Source organism: Devosia sp. FJ2-5-3 (genome assembly GCF_029201545.1).
Lineage (GTDB): Bacteria > Pseudomonadota > Alphaproteobacteria > Rhizobiales > Devosiaceae > Devosia.
Genome location: NZ_CP104007.1, coordinates 2,649,959 through 2,666,316, shown reverse-complemented (window position 1 = coordinate 2,666,316; position 16,358 = coordinate 2,649,959). Strand labels below are relative to the sequence as shown.

14 protein-coding genes are annotated in these 16,358 nt (G+C 61.9%); 9 read left to right on the top strand and 5 right to left on the bottom strand.

Annotation, left to right across the window (positions count from 1 at the left end; genetic code table 11):
• Positions 1 to 15 precede the first annotated feature (15 nt).
• The 3 genes from N0P34_RS12840 (at position 16) to cysW (ending at position 3,260) form a co-directional block, all read left to right on the top strand.
• Positions 16 to 1,380: an FAD/NAD(P)-binding protein gene (locus N0P34_RS12840; protein ID WP_275603630.1), complete on the top strand. Its 1,365-nt coding sequence runs from the start codon at positions 16 to 18 to the stop codon at positions 1,378 to 1,380.
• A 187-nt stretch (positions 1,381 to 1,567) separates the two neighbouring features.
• The gene (cysT, locus tag N0P34_RS12835; protein WP_275603629.1) at positions 1,568 to 2,413 is read left to right on the top strand and encodes a sulfate ABC transporter permease subunit CysT; all 846 of its coding nucleotides are present in this window, start codon (positions 1,568 to 1,570) and stop codon (positions 2,411 to 2,413) included.
• Positions 2,403 to 3,260 (top strand): sulfate ABC transporter permease subunit CysW, encoded by an 858-nt coding sequence (cysW, locus tag N0P34_RS12830; RefSeq protein ID WP_275603628.1) that lies wholly within the window; start codon positions 2,403 to 2,405, stop codon positions 3,258 to 3,260. Before cysT ends, cysW begins: the two co-directional genes overlap by 11 nt.
• 77 nt (positions 3,261 to 3,337) lie before the next feature.
• Here cysW and N0P34_RS12825 read toward each other — a convergent pair whose 3' ends face one another.
• A complete protein-coding gene (locus N0P34_RS12825; protein WP_275603627.1) occupies positions 3,338 to 3,598 on the bottom strand; it encodes a hypothetical protein in 261 nt (86 codons plus the stop codon).
• Positions 3,599 to 3,781: 183 nt separating this feature from the next.
• Here N0P34_RS12825 and N0P34_RS12820 point away from each other — a divergent pair, with 183 nt between their 5' ends.
• The 3 genes from N0P34_RS12820 (at position 3,782) to N0P34_RS12810 (ending at position 7,927) form a co-directional block, all read left to right on the top strand.
• Positions 3,782 to 4,450 carry a response regulator transcription factor gene (locus N0P34_RS12820; protein WP_275603626.1) on the top strand — a complete coding sequence of 223 codons (669 nt, stop codon included), beginning with the start codon at positions 3,782 to 3,784 and terminating at the stop codon, positions 4,448 to 4,450.
• A complete protein-coding gene (locus N0P34_RS12815; RefSeq protein ID WP_275603625.1) occupies positions 4,447 to 5,811 on the top strand; it encodes a HAMP domain-containing sensor histidine kinase in 1,365 nt (454 codons plus the stop codon). The genes N0P34_RS12820 and N0P34_RS12815 overlap by 4 nt, the downstream gene beginning before the upstream one ends.
• Before the next feature lie 76 nt (positions 5,812 to 5,887).
• Complete coding sequence (locus tag N0P34_RS12810) at positions 5,888 to 7,927, top strand: M3 family metallopeptidase (RefSeq protein WP_275603624.1); 2,040 nt, start codon at positions 5,888 to 5,890, stop codon at positions 7,925 to 7,927.
• Positions 7,928 to 8,006: 79 nt separating this feature from the next.
• Here N0P34_RS12810 and N0P34_RS12805 read toward each other — a convergent pair whose 3' ends face one another.
• The gene (locus N0P34_RS12805) at positions 8,007 to 8,339 is read right to left on the bottom strand and encodes a hypothetical protein (RefSeq protein ID WP_275603623.1); all 333 of its coding nucleotides are present in this window, start codon (positions 8,337 to 8,339) and stop codon (positions 8,007 to 8,009) included.
• 849 nt (positions 8,340 to 9,188) lie between these two features.
• A complete protein-coding gene (locus N0P34_RS12800) occupies positions 9,189 to 9,647 on the bottom strand; it encodes a DUF1236 domain-containing protein (protein ID WP_275603622.1) in 459 nt (152 codons plus the stop codon).
• 564 nt (positions 9,648 to 10,211) lie between these two features.
• On the opposite strand from N0P34_RS12800, the gene N0P34_RS12795 reads away from it, so the two are divergent.
• The 3 genes from N0P34_RS12795 to N0P34_RS12785 all read left to right on the top strand — a co-directional run bounded on the left by N0P34_RS12795 (position 10,212) and on the right by N0P34_RS12785 (position 14,776).
• The gene (locus N0P34_RS12795; protein WP_275603621.1) at positions 10,212 to 10,916 is read left to right on the top strand and encodes a GntR family transcriptional regulator; all 705 of its coding nucleotides are present in this window, start codon (positions 10,212 to 10,214) and stop codon (positions 10,914 to 10,916) included.
• Between the two features lie 105 nt (positions 10,917 to 11,021).
• Positions 11,022 to 13,067 carry a hydantoinase/oxoprolinase family protein gene (locus N0P34_RS12790; protein WP_275603620.1) on the top strand — a complete coding sequence of 682 codons (2,046 nt, stop codon included), beginning with the start codon at positions 11,022 to 11,024 and terminating at the stop codon, positions 13,065 to 13,067.
• Positions 13,064 to 14,776 carry a hydantoinase B/oxoprolinase family protein gene (locus tag N0P34_RS12785; RefSeq protein WP_275603619.1) on the top strand — a complete coding sequence of 571 codons (1,713 nt, stop codon included), beginning with the start codon at positions 13,064 to 13,066 and terminating at the stop codon, positions 14,774 to 14,776. Before N0P34_RS12790 ends, N0P34_RS12785 begins: the two co-directional genes overlap by 4 nt.
• Before the next feature lie 45 nt (positions 14,777 to 14,821).
• On the opposite strand, the gene N0P34_RS12780 is transcribed toward N0P34_RS12785, so the two are convergent.
• On the bottom strand, positions 14,822 to 15,958 hold the full coding sequence (locus N0P34_RS12780) for a DegT/DnrJ/EryC1/StrS family aminotransferase (protein WP_275603618.1): 1,137 nt from the start codon (positions 15,956 to 15,958) through the stop codon (positions 14,822 to 14,824).
• The gene (locus N0P34_RS12775) at positions 15,958 to 16,356 is read right to left on the bottom strand and encodes a RidA family protein (protein WP_275603617.1); all 399 of its coding nucleotides are present in this window, start codon (positions 16,354 to 16,356) and stop codon (positions 15,958 to 15,960) included. The genes N0P34_RS12780 and N0P34_RS12775 overlap by 1 nt, the downstream gene beginning before the upstream one ends.
• Positions 16,357 to 16,358 lie beyond the last annotated feature (2 nt).

The window sequence follows — 16,358 nt, the reverse complement described above, 5'->3', positions numbered from 1 at the left end:
CTGGAAGGATGCGCGATGAGTTTTACCGGCCCCTCGGCAAAGACGATTGTAATTATCGGTGGTGGCGCCAGCGGCGTCCTGATCGCCTCCCAATTGTTGCGCGATCCCGATCCGGATCTGCGCGTCACGGTGCTAGAGCGCCAAGGCCAGTTCGGTCAGGGTCTTGCTTATTCCGCCAGGCATCGCGACCATCGCGTCAATGTCCCAGCGCGTGGCATGAGCGCATATGCCGACGATCCCGAGCATTTTTGGCGCTGGCTGCAGCGCAAGTTTCCCGGGCAATATGAGAACTCCTGGGTATTTGTCGCCCGCAGGCTCTATGGCACCTATCTTGAAGATGTCCTTCGCGAGGCCGGTGAGAGTATTCCCGGGCGCCTGCGCGTTCTGTCCGAAGAAGCCGTGGCCCTGCACGAAACCGCCAGCGGCGTCGAAGTCGTTCTTGGCAATGGCACCAGCCTTGCCTGTCGGTCAGCGGTGCTGGCGGTGGGGCACGAAACCCAGCCGGCCCGGGGGCGTGGCATCGCTGTTCGCGTTGGCTCGGACCGCGACACGCCGCTCGACACTGACGCTCATGTGATGATCCTCGGCTCTGGCCTCAGCATGGTCGACGCCTGGGTTTCGCTTTCCGAGGCCCGGCATCGCGGGCCCGTAACCGTAGTGTCGCGCAACGGCTTGCTGCCTACGGCTCATCGTGACGTGGCCCCGCTCAGTATCGATGCCGCAGACGTGCCCTTCGGCACCAGCCTGACTTATCTCACCCGCTGGTTCCGCGACCTCATCGCCGAAACGACGGCGCGGGGTGGCGACTGGCGCAGCGTCGTCGATGGCCTGCGGCCTTACAACCAGCGTCTGTGGCAAAGCTGGCCGGACAATGAAAAGCGCCGCTTTCTGCGCCATCTCCGCCCGTGGTGGAATATCCACCGCCATCGCCTGCCGCCCGATTTGCATGCCGGTCTGGTCCGGGCAATCGCGAACGGTCAGGTGCAGTTGCTGGCTGCCGAATTTACCGGCATCGAGCGTGCCCCGGGCGGCGTCCGAGCAACGATCAGGCCCCGCGGTGGCGCCAGTGTCACCACAATGGATGTGGCCAGGGTCTATGATTGCGGTGGTGTCAGCGTCGATGTGCGGGCCAGTGGAAATCCTCTGATCCGCCACCTCGTCCAGACGGGTGCCGCCAGGCCCGACCCCATGAATATCGGCCTCGATGTCGACGGGAAATGTGCGCTGGTCTCCGAGGACGGTCACGTGTCGACGCGGTTGCGGGTGGTGGGGCCGTTGACCCGGGGCCGCTATTTCGAGATCGAAGCGGTCCCGGATATTCGTGTACAATGCGCCAGCGTTGCGCGTTCTTTGCTCGCGCCGGTGCCCGCGCAGGCCTGATTCCGGAGGCCTTCCAGCGAGAACCTTTTAGACGAAAGGATTTTCTATTTTCGGCGCAAAACTGACCCGGCGCCCGCCTTGTGAAACTCGACCGCACCGCTAGGGTTGCCCCACTGCGCCTGACCAGAGGAGACGCATTGATGGCACAAGACGCTCGTCGCGGATTCGCGTCGCGGAGGAGGGCACCATGATCAGTCTCGGCCGCTTTCGCCAGCCCAGCATCATTCCAGGCTTCGGGCTGACCTTCGGGTTCACCATCGCCTATTTTTCGCTGATCATCCTCATCCCGCTGATTGCGCTTGTCCTGCGTTCGGCGGGCCTCGGCTGGGGCGGCTTTTGGGCCGCGGCGACGGATGCGCGAGTGCTGGGTGCCTTGCGCACCAGTTTCGTCACGGCGCTCATCGCCGCCGCCATCAATGTTGTATTCGGCACCATGATCGCATGGGTGCTGGTCCGCTATCGGTTCCCCGGCCGCCGCATCTTCGATGCCATGGTCGATCTGCCTTTTGCCTTGCCGACCGCGGTTGCGGGCATCGCTCTGACAGCCATCTATGCGCCCAACGGCTTCATTGGCCAGCTCGTCGCTCCGCTTGGCGTCCGCATTGCCTACACGCCGATCGGCATCGTGATCGCCATGATCTTCATCGGTCTGCCCTTTGTGGTGCGCACCATCCAGCCCATTCTCGAAGAGACGAGCAAGGAGGTCGAGGAAGCCTCCGCAACGCTCGGGGCCAATCGCTTCCAGACCATTTCCCGCGTCTTGCTGCCCAGCCTGATGCCCGCAATTCTTACCGGCTTTGCCCTGGCCTTTGCACGTGCGGTGGGGGAATACGGCTCGGTGATCTTTATTGCCGGCAATATTCCCTTCGTCTCGGAAATCGCCCCGCTGCTGATCGTTATCCGCCTCGAGGAATACAATTATTCCGGGGCCGCCGTGATCGCCACGGTGATGCTGCTGATCTCCTTCCTCATGCTCTTCCTCATCAATCTCATTCAGGCCTGGAGCCGCCGGAGGTATGGCTATGGCAATTAGTCACCGTTCATCCCCCACTGACGAACCGACGCTGGTCCGCTGGCTGCTGATCGCCATTTGCCTCGCCTTCATGGCGCTGTTCTTGGTGCTGCCGCTCTACGCCGTCTTCGCCGAGGCATTTCGGTTGGGCTGGAACGCGTTCTGGACTGCGCTGGGCACAAAGGATGCTCAATCGGCCATTCGCCTGACCCTGCTCGTTGCCGCCATCGCAGTGCCGCTCAACGTCGTGTTCGGCATCTGCGCGTCCTGGGCGATCGCCAAGTTCGAGTTCAAGGGCAAGGCATTTCTCACCACCTTGATCGACCTGCCGTTCTCAGTCTCGCCGGTCATATCGGGGTTGGTCTATGTGCTGCTCTTCGGCGCCGGATCCATCCTTGGACCCTGGCTCAAATCCTACGGCATCGAGATTCTGTTCGCGGTCCCCGGCATCGTCCTGGCGACCATATTCGTCACCTTCCCCTTCGTAGCGCGTGAACTCATCCCGCTGATGCAGGATCAGGGCACGGGCGACGAGGAGGCCGCCCTCTCGCTGGGCGCCTCGGGCTGGCAGACCTTTTGGCGCGTGACCTTGCCTAACATAAAATGGGGCCTGCTCTACGGCGTGCTGCTCTGCAATGCCCGCGCCATGGGCGAGTTCGGCGCTGTCGCCGTGGTCTCGGGCAAGATCCGGGGTGAAACCACCACCATCCCGCTCCAGGTGGAGATGTTCTACAATGAGTACAACGCCACTGCGGCCTTCGCACTGGCTTCGCTCCTGGCGCTTCTGGCCCTGGTGACGCTCGTGCTCAAGACCGCGTTGGAATGGCGCTTCGGCGACGAGCTGGCCGCGACGGGCAGGGGGCACTAGCCGCTTCGACCCTCGCGCACAAAAAAAGCTGCAGGCACATCGCCTGCAGCTTTTGCTATTCTGGTGTCGGCACCCTGTTACGGGGTGACGGACTGCAACGTGTCGGGATCGAAGAACTGCATGGAGGTGGTGCCGTCGCCATTCTTGACCCAGGCGCGGACATACTGGCCCCACTCTTCGACGCCGGTGACGTCGACGCCCTGCGACTTCAGCGCGGCTTCAAGACCCATTCCGGAACGGCCAAAAATGGAGTCGGACGTGTCGCTCGCCATTGCAATGCCGGGTACAGCGGCAAGGCCAGCAGCAACCAAAACGGCAGCAAGTGTGATTTTCTTCATAGTCGTTGTTCCTTTCTCGTGAACAACGTCACCATGGACCCCCTGCATTGTGCCAAAGTTGCGTAACAATCGGGGAAAAGTAAGGTAACGAACTCGTCATATCGGCAGTCGACGCTTCTCCGGCAGGACGTAATGCTGAAGCAATCTTGAGCTGTCATGCTCGCTAAAATTCGGGAATCCAAAGTGCGCATTTTGCTGGTTGAAGACGAGCTGGGAATGGCCAAGGCGTTGACTGCGGCTTTGGCGCGTCACGATATTCTTGTCGACCACGTCAGCACTCTCGCCATGGCCGCCGAAGCGGTTCTCTCGGGCGTCCATGCCGCCGTCATCCTCGATCGCAAGCTCCCCGATGGCGATGGTCTCTCTCTCATCCCCGTCCTCCGGCGCAGCCAGGTGGGGCTCCCCATCATTGTCCTCTCAGCGCTAGGGACGCCGGACGACCGCGTGGCCGGCCTCGACAATGGCGCCGACGACTATCTCGCCAAACCATTTTCCGTCGACGAACTGCTCGCCCGCATCCGCGCTGTGATGCGCCGGCCGACGCTTGTCGAGGACCAGATCGTCAGTGTTGGCAAGCTGAGATTCAATCTCAACGAGCGCGCGGCGGTGATCGGCGAAGAACCGCTGACCCTGACGCGCCGCGAATTGCTGGCGCTCGAACTCCTGGTACGCCGGTCCGGGCGCACTGTCGCGAGGGCCGCGCTGGAAGAGGCCGTTTACGGCTTCGACGACGAGATCGCGTCCAATACGCTCGACGCGCATATTTCTCGGCTTCGTCGCAAGATCGCACCGGCAAATGTGGAAATCCACGGCATTCGGGGCGTCGGCTACCTCCTGCGGGCCATCCAGTGAGAAACCCCAGCAGGCCACGCTCACTTCGATCCATCCTCACCCGCGGCCTGGTCCTCATCCAGATCCTGGTGCTGGTTTCGTTTACGCTCGCCGCAACGGTGCCGATCATCAATATCCTGACCACCAATCAGGGGCTCGACGAGACTGTGATGGACCATATCGCCCGGTCTATCTCCCGGCGGACAGATGGCGCCCTGCAACTCGATCCGACTCCGGCGCTGCTCCGCGTGCGAGACAATTATTCGCAATTCATGTTTTACGCGGTGGATGCGAACGGACACTCCGTGTCGATGGGCGACGTGCCCGGTCCGGTCTATCTGATGACGACCGCGCTGACCCATATTTCCTCGGCCAATCTCACCGAGTCCGGATTTCAGGGGCGGCCCGAGGCGATCATACGCAAGCGCTCGATCAGCGATGGGCCGATCTGGATCCTATCGGCTGGCGGCCCTCCGATCGGCCTCGGGCTCATCAGAGTGGCATTTTCCAACCCATTCTTCGTCGGGCTTCTGGTTTTCCTGACTTCTGTAACCCTCATTATCATCCCAATCCTCATCCGCCGGGCCCTTCGGGGCGTGGAAGAAGTGGCCGATGAGGCCGGACTTATCGACATCAACAAGCCCGGCGTGCGCCTTTCCGACCGGAGTGTGCCCACTGAACTGCATCCCCTCGTCCACGCCTTCAACACCGCGCTGGGCCGGATCGACGAGGGCGTGGAGCGCCAGCAGCGCTTCATGGCCGATGCGGCGCACGAACTGCGCACGCCGATCGCCATTCTCCAGACCCGCCTCGACATGCTGCCTTCTGGGGAGCAACGCACCCTGCTCGAACTCGACGTCGCGCGTCTGTCTGGCATGGCCAACCAATTGCTCGACCTCCATCGAATGGAGCTGTCGCCCGGCATCCCGCAGGTTGTCGACCTTGTCGAGATCGCGTCTCAGGTCACCGCCGATGTCGCGCCGCTGGCAATCTCGGCGGGCAATGATCTGTCCTTCTCCGCCGACGCGAAGGCAGTGCATGTGCGCGGAGACGCGGGCGCGCTGTCCCGGGCCATTACCAATCTCGTCCAGAATGCCATGACGCATGGCGGGCCCGATATCGCCATCGAAGTGAGCGTTTCCGCCAGCGGCCGCGTGCTTGTGTCCGATACGGGTCCCGGCATCAGCCCCGAGCATCGAGAAGAGATATTCTGGCCCTTCCACCGGCTCGCACCGCTTCAGCACGGGGCAGGGCTGGGTCTCAGCCTCGTCAGCGACATCGTGCGTCGCCACGGCGGCGACGTCACCGTCGGGAGCAATGAGAGCGGCGGCGCCGTCTTCGAGATCACCCTGCCACTTGCGACGGACGCTCCGGCAAAATAGCCGCGTCGACCCTGTCGCGATCGCGCCCTCTTGGATAGGCTCGCCCACCTCGTGCCTGTTCCAAGGGATTCGATCCGTGACCAACCCATTCTTCACCACCTGGGAGACGCCCTACGAAGCGCCACCCTTCGATGCCATTGAAACCGGCCATTTCAAGCCGGCCTTCATTGCGGCCCTTGAACAGCACCGCGCCGAAATCGACGCCATCGGCGCCAGTGCCGAAGCGCCCAGCTTCGAAAACACCATCGCCGCCATCGAACGCTCGGGCCGCGCTCTGCGCCGGGTGGAGATGGTTTTCAACCAGCTGACTTCGGCTGCCACCAGCGACGCCTTGCAGGCCGTCGAGCGCGAGATTGTGGTGCTCGTCACCCGCCACTGGAACGCTATCTTCCTCGATCCAAAGCTTTTCGCCCGCATTGACGATCTCTATGCCCGTCGCGACGCGCTTGGCCTCGACCCCGAGGCTCTTCGCGTGCTGGAGCGCTATCATCTCGACTTCGTCCGCTCTGGCGCCCGCCTGACCGACGCCGAACGCGAGCGCTTTGCCGCCATTTTAGAGCGTCTTGCGACATTGGGCACCCAGTTCGGCCAGAATGTTCTCGCCGATGAGCAGGAAACTGTCTTCACTCTGAGCGAAGCGGAAATGGAAGGGCTGCCCGATTTCGCCCGCGCCGCAGCCGCCGAAACCGCCAGGGACCGCAAGCTCAATGCCCCCTATGCGGTGACCCCGTCGCGCTCCAGCGTCGAGCCCATCCTGCATTTCGCCAGGGATCGTGGTGTCCGGGAGAAAGTCTGGCGCGCCTTCGTCAAGCGCGGCGCCAATGGCAACAAGAACGATAACTCCGCCCTTATCGAGGAAATTGTCGCGCTGCGCGCCGAACAGGCCCGTCTTCTCGGCTATGAAAGCTACGCCGCCTACAAGCTGGCCGATAGCATGGCCGGAACGCCAGAAGCGGCGCGGGGCCTGCTCGAACAGGTCTGGGAGGGCGGCCGCAAGCGCGCCGAGTCCGACCGAGCCGCCCTGCAGGATCTTGCCCGCGACGAGGGACAGTCCGAGGCTCTCGAGGCCTGGGACTGGCGCTACTTTGCCGAGAAGCTGCGCCTGTCCCGCTATGACTTCGACGAGAACGAGCTGAAGCCCTATCTGCAGCTCGAAAAGGTGGTCGACGCGGCCTTCTTCGTGGCTGAAAAGCTCTTTGGGCTCACTTTCGTGCCCCGCGAAGACATCCCCGGCTACCATCCCGATGTCCGCGTTTGGGAGGTGGTCCGCGCGGATCGCATCATCGGCCTTTTTTACGGCGACTACTATGCGCGGGCGGGCAAACGCTCGGGCGCCTGGATGACCTCGTTCCGGGAGCAGTCCAAGCTCGACGGCGTGCAGATCCCGTTCATCGTCAACACCTGCAATTTCAACAAGCCGCCCGAAGGGCAGAAGGCATTGCTCTCGCTAGACGAGGCGCGCACCGTCTTCCACGAAATGGGCCATGGCCTGCATGGCCTGCTGTCCGATGTCACCTATCCCCGCATCTCGGGCACCAATGTGGTGCGCGATTTCGTGGAGCTGCCCAGCCAGATTTTCGAACATTGGCTCGAAGAGGCACCAGTTCTGTCACGCCTGACACATGTCGAGACCGGCGAGGCTATTCCCGAAGCCCTCCTGGAACGTATGCGCGCGGCCCGGACTGCTAATGCAGGGTTTGAAACGGTCGAATTCGTATCTTCGGCCATCCTCGACATGGACTACCATTCAGGCCCTATGGATGGTTCGGTCGCCGCGTTCGAGCAGAAGGTGCTGAAGAGCATCTCCATGCCGCGTGAGATCGCCTTGCGCCACGCCAGCACGCATTTCCTTCACCTCTTCTCGGGTGATGGTTATGCGGCGGGATACTACAGCTATCTCTGGAGCGAGGTTCTCGACGCCGACGGCTTCGGCGCCTTCAAGGACGCTGGCGATCCCTTCGATCCGGAGACCGCGAAACGTCTCTATGACTATATCTATTCCGCAGGCGGCAAACGGGACTTTGCCGAGGCTTATGAACTCTTCCGTGGGCGGCCGCCAGAGGTCCGGGCGCTGCTTGAGGGCCGGGGTCTGGTTCAGGGGGCTAACGAAGAGTGATACGGAAGAGGGCAGAGACACATGGCCTCTGCCCTTTTGATGGTGCAACGGCCTCGCGGAAGTAGCGAGGCCCATCGCATTACATTGCTGTGGCGGTGAACTTACCTTCATCGCACATGGATACGGTGAGCGCTTCCAGGTCGATTTCCGTGGCATCAGCGTTCCAACCGGCGGTGGCCGACGGGGCAGCGGTCGTGGTTGTGTCAGTCGAGCCAGCCGCTGGAGTGGTGGTGGACGCGGCGGCATCGGTTTCGGCCTTGCGCAGCTCGTCGCATTTTTCCTGCACGGCGGTGACCTGATCGGCAGGCACGGCCTTGCCGCTGATCATATGCTCTTCCTGTGCCACTGCCAGACCGGGCAGGGCCATGGCAGAAACAAGTGCGGCAATAGACAGAACAGATCTGACGTTCATTCGATTTCTCCTCGCAAAGCCAGTTTGTCTGGCCCCCTCGAAACGTGATTTCCCTTAGGTGGTTGCGTCGAAGAACAAGCGACTGTCCAATCGTTAACATGTAGCAACGTTTTGCTCCCATCGAACGAAAGAGCGTGCTTTGTCGGGCGCCACTAGCCCCGGGCGAATGGCGGGAAGCGTGGATTGCGATTTGCACGCTGAGCGGCAAACGCATTGAATCAACTCGCCAAGCCGTTCGGTGAAGTCATTGAAATTTATATATTTTGCTGGGACACGAATGGCCAAGGCGTCGCCGGATCCTTACAGCGTCAATTCACGGCCTGCTGGCCGCACAGCGACGTGCCCGTCCGTGGGGTATGATGCTTATCTCTGGCTTGCAGCTTGAGCCTTGGCACCGGGCGCTTTGTCGCAGTTGAAGTCGCTGGCGGAATGGCCATCTATGCATTGAGCCGAGGCTCTAAGTTTCTGTTTCAAATAACTTTTCCGCAAGAGCGGAACGAGGAGGTGCAATGTTTCCCCCGCGTGTGTGTCTATCATGTGCAGGTACGTGGCCGCGAGCCGCTGTACGGTGCCCATGGTGCGCATCGGTTCAAGTTACGACGCGCTGGCCAGCGGCCGCCGCAGTGGCATCGGGGAAACATCCGCGCCAGGATCAATCAATCGAACAGGATTCGTCGCAGCTGGAGCCCGCCGACTAAGGTTCGGCCAGCGATGACCACAGGTAGCGCCTCTCGGGATGAGGGCGCTGCAGGGGCTTGAGCGCAGTGTCCTTTGCGCTCGCCCCACCAATTTCCGACTAAACCCAGAATGGGTCTAAAAGAAGCGGCGGCCTCTCGGCCGCCGCATTCCTCAGTTTGCTTCGACAGCCACCACAGTGCCTGGCGAGTATACGATGGTGCGGTTCGAGAGGTCCACGAAGTAGACGCGATCGGTCGTGTAGAAATAGCCGTAGGTATCGTCGCCCTCAATTGTGTGGACCACGATCTGTTCCGGCACCTGATAACCCACGTCGATTGCGCCCTCGATGACGACCGGCTCGGTCGGATTCAAACGGACATACTCAACCGACGCCGCTTCGACGCCACCCGCAGCGCCGATGGTCGCGCCGGCAAAGCCTCCGATCGCAGCGCCGATCGGTCCAAAGATGAGGCCGCCGACAATAGCGCCGGCAACGCCGCCAGTCGCGCCACCCACGGTCCCTCCGACAGCAGCTTCGGCGTCGTTGCTATCCTTGATCAACTGGGCCTGGGCGACGGTGGGCAGGCTCAGGGCGGCCACGGCGAGAGCGCCAATAATGAGCTTTTTCATCTTATCCTCGTGTGAAAATCAGAGGAGGGGTAAGGCCAGACGGAAGGATTGGTTCCGTTCCCCAGAGGATTGATCGATCACACTTTTCCGCCTCGGCTTGTCCCGCAGGATCGGTTCACCACGAGGCCCAGGACGCTGGCGGAAGCTCTCTTTTGTCAATGTTGATCGGGTGGCAGGGCCTGCGCCAATTCGGCTTTCGCCGGGCGCAAGCGAGGTGTTCGCTGACCGATTGGTCACGCCTCCCAACTCTCGTCCTCGCATGCTTGGATGCGGTCGCTGACGCGGCGACTGGGTTCGATTTTCGCAAGCGGACAGTGGGGCGCCGAACATAAACTCATCGTTCCAAGGCCTTGCTGTGATCCTGCATCCAGTGGGAACCGCCTGGGTAAGCGGCGTCATCCTCAAACGCTGAGTTGACTTCCCAAAGAGGACGGTTACCAGTGCGGCAGGTTTTCGGTGCGCAGTGCTAAGTAACCGGATTTGTTTCAAAATGCGTGACTACTTGCTGGCGGATGCTTGTCCGGCTAAGCAAGTAAATCAATTGCGGGCATTGAGGAGGCCATTTTGGCTGGTGTCGATCTAGGCGTATTGCCCCAACCCAAGCGCTTATCGCTGTCGGAAAGCGTCGCTGACACGATTGCCGAGGCGATCGCGACGCGTGTGATCGCGCCCGGGGAGCGGATCATCGAGACGACCCTGGTCGAGAAGCTTGGCGTCAGCCGCGTTCCTATCCGTGAGGGACTAAAAGTCCTGCATGCGCAAGGCATTATCAGCGGTGGCGGACATAAGGGATATCGCGTTACGGCGTTTGATCCGCAGGTCACCCAGCAGGTTATGGAAGTCCGGCTGTCGCTCGAAACCTTCATGCTGCGCGACGCTATCGTCAATTGGCGGGCAGGCAAGGGCAGCCCCATTGTCCTCGATGCGGCGATCGAGCAGATGCGAATCTCTGCGCGCTCCGGAAGCATGCGAAATTCGCTGATCGCCGACCTGGAATTCCACCGGGCGATCCGCGACGCGGCCGACAACGCGATCGTCGGCACGCTCTGGGATACCATTGCCCGTCACGTGCTCATCGTTTTCAATTTTGAGCGTTTCCGTGACGAAGACCTCGATGCGGTCCCGCGGCAGCATGAGCTGTTCCGAGATTGGATCGTCACCGAGCTCGCCAAGCCGGAAACGGACTTCCGGGATATCCAGCGCGCGCTCGAAGATCACATGCTGCTCATCGCACGCAAGCGGGCCGGCGACATCTCGATCAAGAGCTGATAGAGCAGGCTGTTGCCTAATTGTATACTGTATGACAAAGTTCGGTCCGAGGGATGAGTGGCATCCCGAAGTCGCCTCTGGCGGCCCCTCGGACTAGGACTTGCGATGTATCGAATAGGCGTCGACGTCGGTGGAACGTTCACCGATTTTACCCTTCACAATGACGCCTCTGGCGAGGTGCATTTTTACAAGACGCCCTCGACGCCGCATGATCCATCAGAGGCGATAGAGCAGGGCCTGCGCGGCATGCTCTCGCTCTTGGGCTATGATGCTGCGGAAGTCAGCTACCTCGGCCACGGCACCACGGTTGCCACCAATATCGTCATCGAGCGCCGGGGTGCTCTGACAGGATTGGTGACCACCAAGGGCTTTCGCGACGTGCTCGAATTGGGGCGCCAGGCGCGTCCTTCGATCTATGACTACCGTGTCGAAAAGCCACCGGTGCTGATCACGCGCGACCGCCGCGTCGAGGTCGAGGAACGCATTGGCCCCGCAGGCGAAGTCCTGCAGGAACTCGACGAGGCGTCCCTCGAAGCGGCCGTTGCCCGACTCGCCGAACTCGGCGTCGAGAGCGTCGCCGTCTGCTTCCTCCACAGCTATCGCCGCCCTGAGCACGAAGAAAAGGCCAAGGCCGTCATCGAGCGCCTGCTGCCGGACGCCTACATCACGCTGTCGAGCGAGATCCTGCCGGAATTCCGCGAATTCGAGCGCATGTCGACGACGGCTGTGAATGCCTTTGTCGGCCCGAAAATGGGAAATTACCTCAAGCGCTTCCGCGACCGCGTCAAGGATGTGGGGATCGGGGCTGAGCCCTATACCATCCATTCCAATGGCGGGCTGATGTCGATCGACACGGTCTATGCAAACCCGGTCCGTACCTGCGTGTCCGGTCCCGCTGCTGGTGTGGTGGGCGCTGCAGAAATCGGCCGCGTTGCCGGTCTGCCCAATCTCATCACCTTTGACGTCGGCGGCACGTCCACGGACGTTTCCCTCATCGACAACGGTACGCCGCTCTTTACCAATTCGCGTCTGGTGGCCGGCTATCCGGTCAAGACGCCAATGCTCGACATTCACGTCATTGGCGCAGGCGGCGGCTCGATCGCTGCCATCGATGATGCCGGCTCGCTCAAGGTTGGTCCGCGCTCCGCTGGCGCAGCCCCGGGGCCGGTTGCCTATGGGCGGGGCGGTACCGAGCCGACGATTACCGATGCCAATCTCTGCCTCGGCCGTCTTGACGCCAAGACGCTGCTCGGCGGCCGTATGGAGATCGACCTCGAAGCCGCCCGCACGGTCATCCGGGAGAAGATCGCCGGGCCGCTGGGGATTTCGCTCGAAGAGGCGGCGCATGGCATCATCCAGATCGCCAACGCCAATATGAGCCGTGCCATTCGATCTGTTTCCGTCGAAAAGGGCTACGACATGTCAGACTTCGCGCTCTGCGCCTTTGGTGGCGCCGGGCCGTTGCATGCGGCAGAAGTCGCAGTCGAATGCGGCTTGCCACATGTCCTGCTCCCACGCGAGCCCGGCACGCTCTGCGCGCGCGGCATGCTGCTCACCAACCTCTCCTCGGACTATGTGCGAAGCTATTTTGCGGACGCGACCGAAGAGAACTGGGCGCATGTGCTCACCCTCTTTTCCGCCATGGAGGCAGAAGGTGACGCCTGGCTCGACAAGGAGGGCGTGCCCCCATCCCAGCGCCGCTTCAAGCGCATCCTTGACGCGCGCTATCGGGGCCAGAACTTTGAGGTTAAGGTCGATTGCGACGGCCTCGCCGAGGGCGATCTTGCTGGCCTCGTCGAGCGCTTTCATGCCGCGCACACCAAGGAATATGGCTATGCCATCGAGCACCGGTCGATCCAGCTGGTGTCGGCGCGCCTGCAGGCGATCGGCGACGTCGAAAAGGCACCCCAGTCTGAAGTGGCTGGCGGGACTTCCTTTGAGGCCGCAAAGGTCGGGTCGCGGAACGTTTATTTCGACGCGCGCCATGGCTGGCTCGATACGCCCATCTACAATCGTGGCGATCTGCCATCTGAACAGGATCTCGTCGGTCCTGCCATTATCAATGAAATGAGTGCGACCAGCCTCATCCTGCCTGGCCAAATCGTCCGCGCGGATATCTGGGGCAACCTTGTCGTGAGGACCAACCCATGAGCGCGAACTCGGACCATATCGAAGACCCCATCCAGATGGAGGTTTTCTCCAACCGTCTGCTGGCCATTGCCGAGGACATGGGGTCGATCCTGATCCGCTCGTCCTTCTCGTCCAACATCAAGGAGCGTCGTGACTGCTCGACGGCCCTCTTCGATGCACAGGGGCGCCTGATCACCCAGGCTGATCACATTCCGATCCATCTCGGGGCGATGATCGGTGCTGTGGAAGCCATGCTCAAGCGCTATCCGCTCGACTCGATGCAGCCTGGCGATGCCTATATTGCCAACGACCCCTATCTGGCCGGCGGCAGCCATTTGCCGGATATTTCCATCATCACGCCGGTGCACCAGGACGGCAAGGTCCGCTTCTTCTGCGGCAACATAGCCCACCACGCCGACGTTGGGGGCAAGACGCCTGGCTCGACCTCGGGTGCGTCGCGGTCGATCTTCGAAGAGGGCATTCGCCTCCCCATCATCCGCATCGCCCGTGCAGGCGAAATCGACGAGGATTTGCTCGAGCTGATTGCGCACAATACCCGCGACCCTGAGGAGCGCCTGCTCGACCTGCGCACGCAGGTGGGTACCAATGTGCGCGGTGGCGCCATGCTCGTTCAGCTGATCGAGCGCATGGGTTGGCCGGCTGTCGAACAGGCCATCGAGGACATTCTCACCTATACGCGGCGTCGGCTGCGCAACCGCGTCGCGGCATTGCCGGATGGTGTCTACACCTTCGAGCGGTCGATGGACGATGATGGTTTCCCCGGTGAGCCCGTGCCGATCGTCTGCACGGCCACGGTGGACGGCGATCGCCTGTCGTTCTCCTTTGATGGGTCTGGCCCGCAGGCGCGCGGCGCAATCAATCTGCCCGACAGCGCGCTCAAGGCCTCCATCTATTACTGTGTGAAGGCTGTTCTCGATCCGGGCCTGATGCCGAACCAAGGGATTATCGACCCCATTTCCATCTCGGCGCCGCTCGGAACGATCGTGAACCCCAAGGCACCGGCTGCAGTCGCTGCCCGTGCGGTGACTTCCAACCGCCTCTGTGGCGCGGTGTTCGGCGCGCTCTATCAGGCAATGCCGGCGGACCGGGTCATGGCCTCGTGCAACGATTCCACGTCAGCGGTTTCGGTGTCAGGCTGGCACAATGAACGTCAGGCGACCTATGTCTATCCCGAGAGCATGGGCGGCGGGGCCGGGGCTTTTTCGGACCGTGACGGCATGGATGGTGTGCACGTCCATACGGTGAACTCGACCAATCTTCCGGCTGAGGCGCTGGAGCTCGAATATCCGCTGATCCTCGATGAATATGCCCTCGTGACCGATTCTGGTGGCGCTGGCCGTCATCGTGGCGGCATGGGCATGGTCCGCCAGATCCGTATCCGCGAGGACAACACCACATTCTCCGCACGCTCGGATGCGCACGTCATCCCGGCTCCGGGTGTGTTTGGTGGCAAGTCCTCCAATACAACCCGCATCCTGCGCAATCCGAGCCAGCCGAATGAGGAGATTCTTCACTCAAAGGCCAATGGACTGACCCTGTCGGTCGGCGAGGTGATCCGCGTCGAGACACTCGGCGGCGGTGGCTATGGCGATCCCAGCGAGCGAGCGCTCGAAGATATCGCCAGGGATCTTCGGGAAGAGAAGGTCAGCCGTGCTGCGGCAGAGCGGGACTATGGCTCTGCGCGTGTGGAACAGGCGCTTGCCCTCTAGCCTCAGAGGACAAGCACCCGGCCGAAATCGAGAAGGGGCGGTGGCTTATGCCACCGCCCTTATTGCTGAAATGACCTCGTCGATCTCTTCCATCGCCAATTGTGGTCCAATCGGCAGGCCCAGCAGACGCACGGCGGCGCGTTCCGTAACAGGAAAGCTGCCGATGCTGATCCCGTAATCCGCAAAGACCGGCTGCAGGTGCATGGGCGGAGCATAGGTCAGATTGGTCGCAATTCCGCGCTGGGCGAGCCGGTTGGCGAGGCCGTCGCGATCATCGGCCTCGATGACGTAATTGCGCCAGGCGTGGCCGTAACCTGGAAGGGTCTGAGGCAGGTTGATGCCCGTTCCGGCCAGGCCCTCACTGTAGCGTGCCGCCTGGGCTCGGCGGTCCGCCAACATATTGTCGAGATCAGGCAGCTTGGCGCGCAGGATTGCGGCCTGCATCTCGTCGAGCCGTTCATTGAGGCCGTGGGTCTCGTGATGGAGGCCGCCCATGCCGCCGGGGCCATGCATGGTGTAGTGGCGGGCCCGCTCCTGGCCATAGGCGGAGAGTTTTCGCATTTTTTCAGCAAGGTCGGCATTCTCGGTGACCGCAGCGCCGCCACTACCGAAGCTTCCAAGGTGCTTTGACGGCGCAAAGCTGAAGCAGGTGATGTCAGCGAATGTCCCGATTTTCTGGCCGTCTATGGTTGCGCCGAGGCTGAGGCAGGCATCTTCCACCACCACCAGATTGTGTTCCCGCGCGATGGCCATGATCGCCTTCATGTCCGCCGGATGCCCATAGAGGTCGACGGGCAGGATCGCCCTCGTGCGCGGCGTGATCGCGGCGCGAAGGGCGTCCACGTCCATGCATTTGCTTACCGGGTCGATCTCAACCCAAACCGGCCGGGCGCCGGTGTGATGGATCGAGGAGGATGACGCGATATCCGTGTTGCCGACGGTGATGACCTCGTCGCCCGGACCGATGTCGAGGGCGAGGAGGGCGACCTTGAGGGCGGCCGTGCCGGAATTGACGCAGACCGCATGGGCTGCGCCGAGCCAGGCGGCAAACTCCGCCTCGAAGGCCGGCACTTCATCGCCCCAGTCGAACCGGCCGCTGGCGATGACGCGCGCTATGGCGGCGTCGATCTCCGACTTACGGCGCTTATAGAGGCGTTGATGATTGTGAAACCGAACCGCCATCATTTCCTCTTTGGTACGTAGGCGATCACTTCGATCTCGACCTTCACCTCGGGGGAGCCGAGACCTCCGATGATGATGCCGCTGTGGGGTGGGCGATGGTCGCCAAAGAACTTCTTGCGCTCCGCGCTGATGGCAGCGGAATCCGCCCGATCCGTCAGGAAAACCATGATCTTGACGACGTCCTGGGGGGTGGCGCCGATATGGGCGAGGATGCGTCCGATATTCTTGTAGACCTGTGCGGCCTGGGCGCCGGCATCGCCGAGGCCAACCCACTGGCCATTCTCGTCCCGGGCCACCTGACCCGCGACATAGGCGAAATCCCCGGCGATGGAGACATGTTCGTAATTGGCCGCCGGGAACACGTCGGGCGGGCTGGTGAGGATGATTTCGTTGGACATTT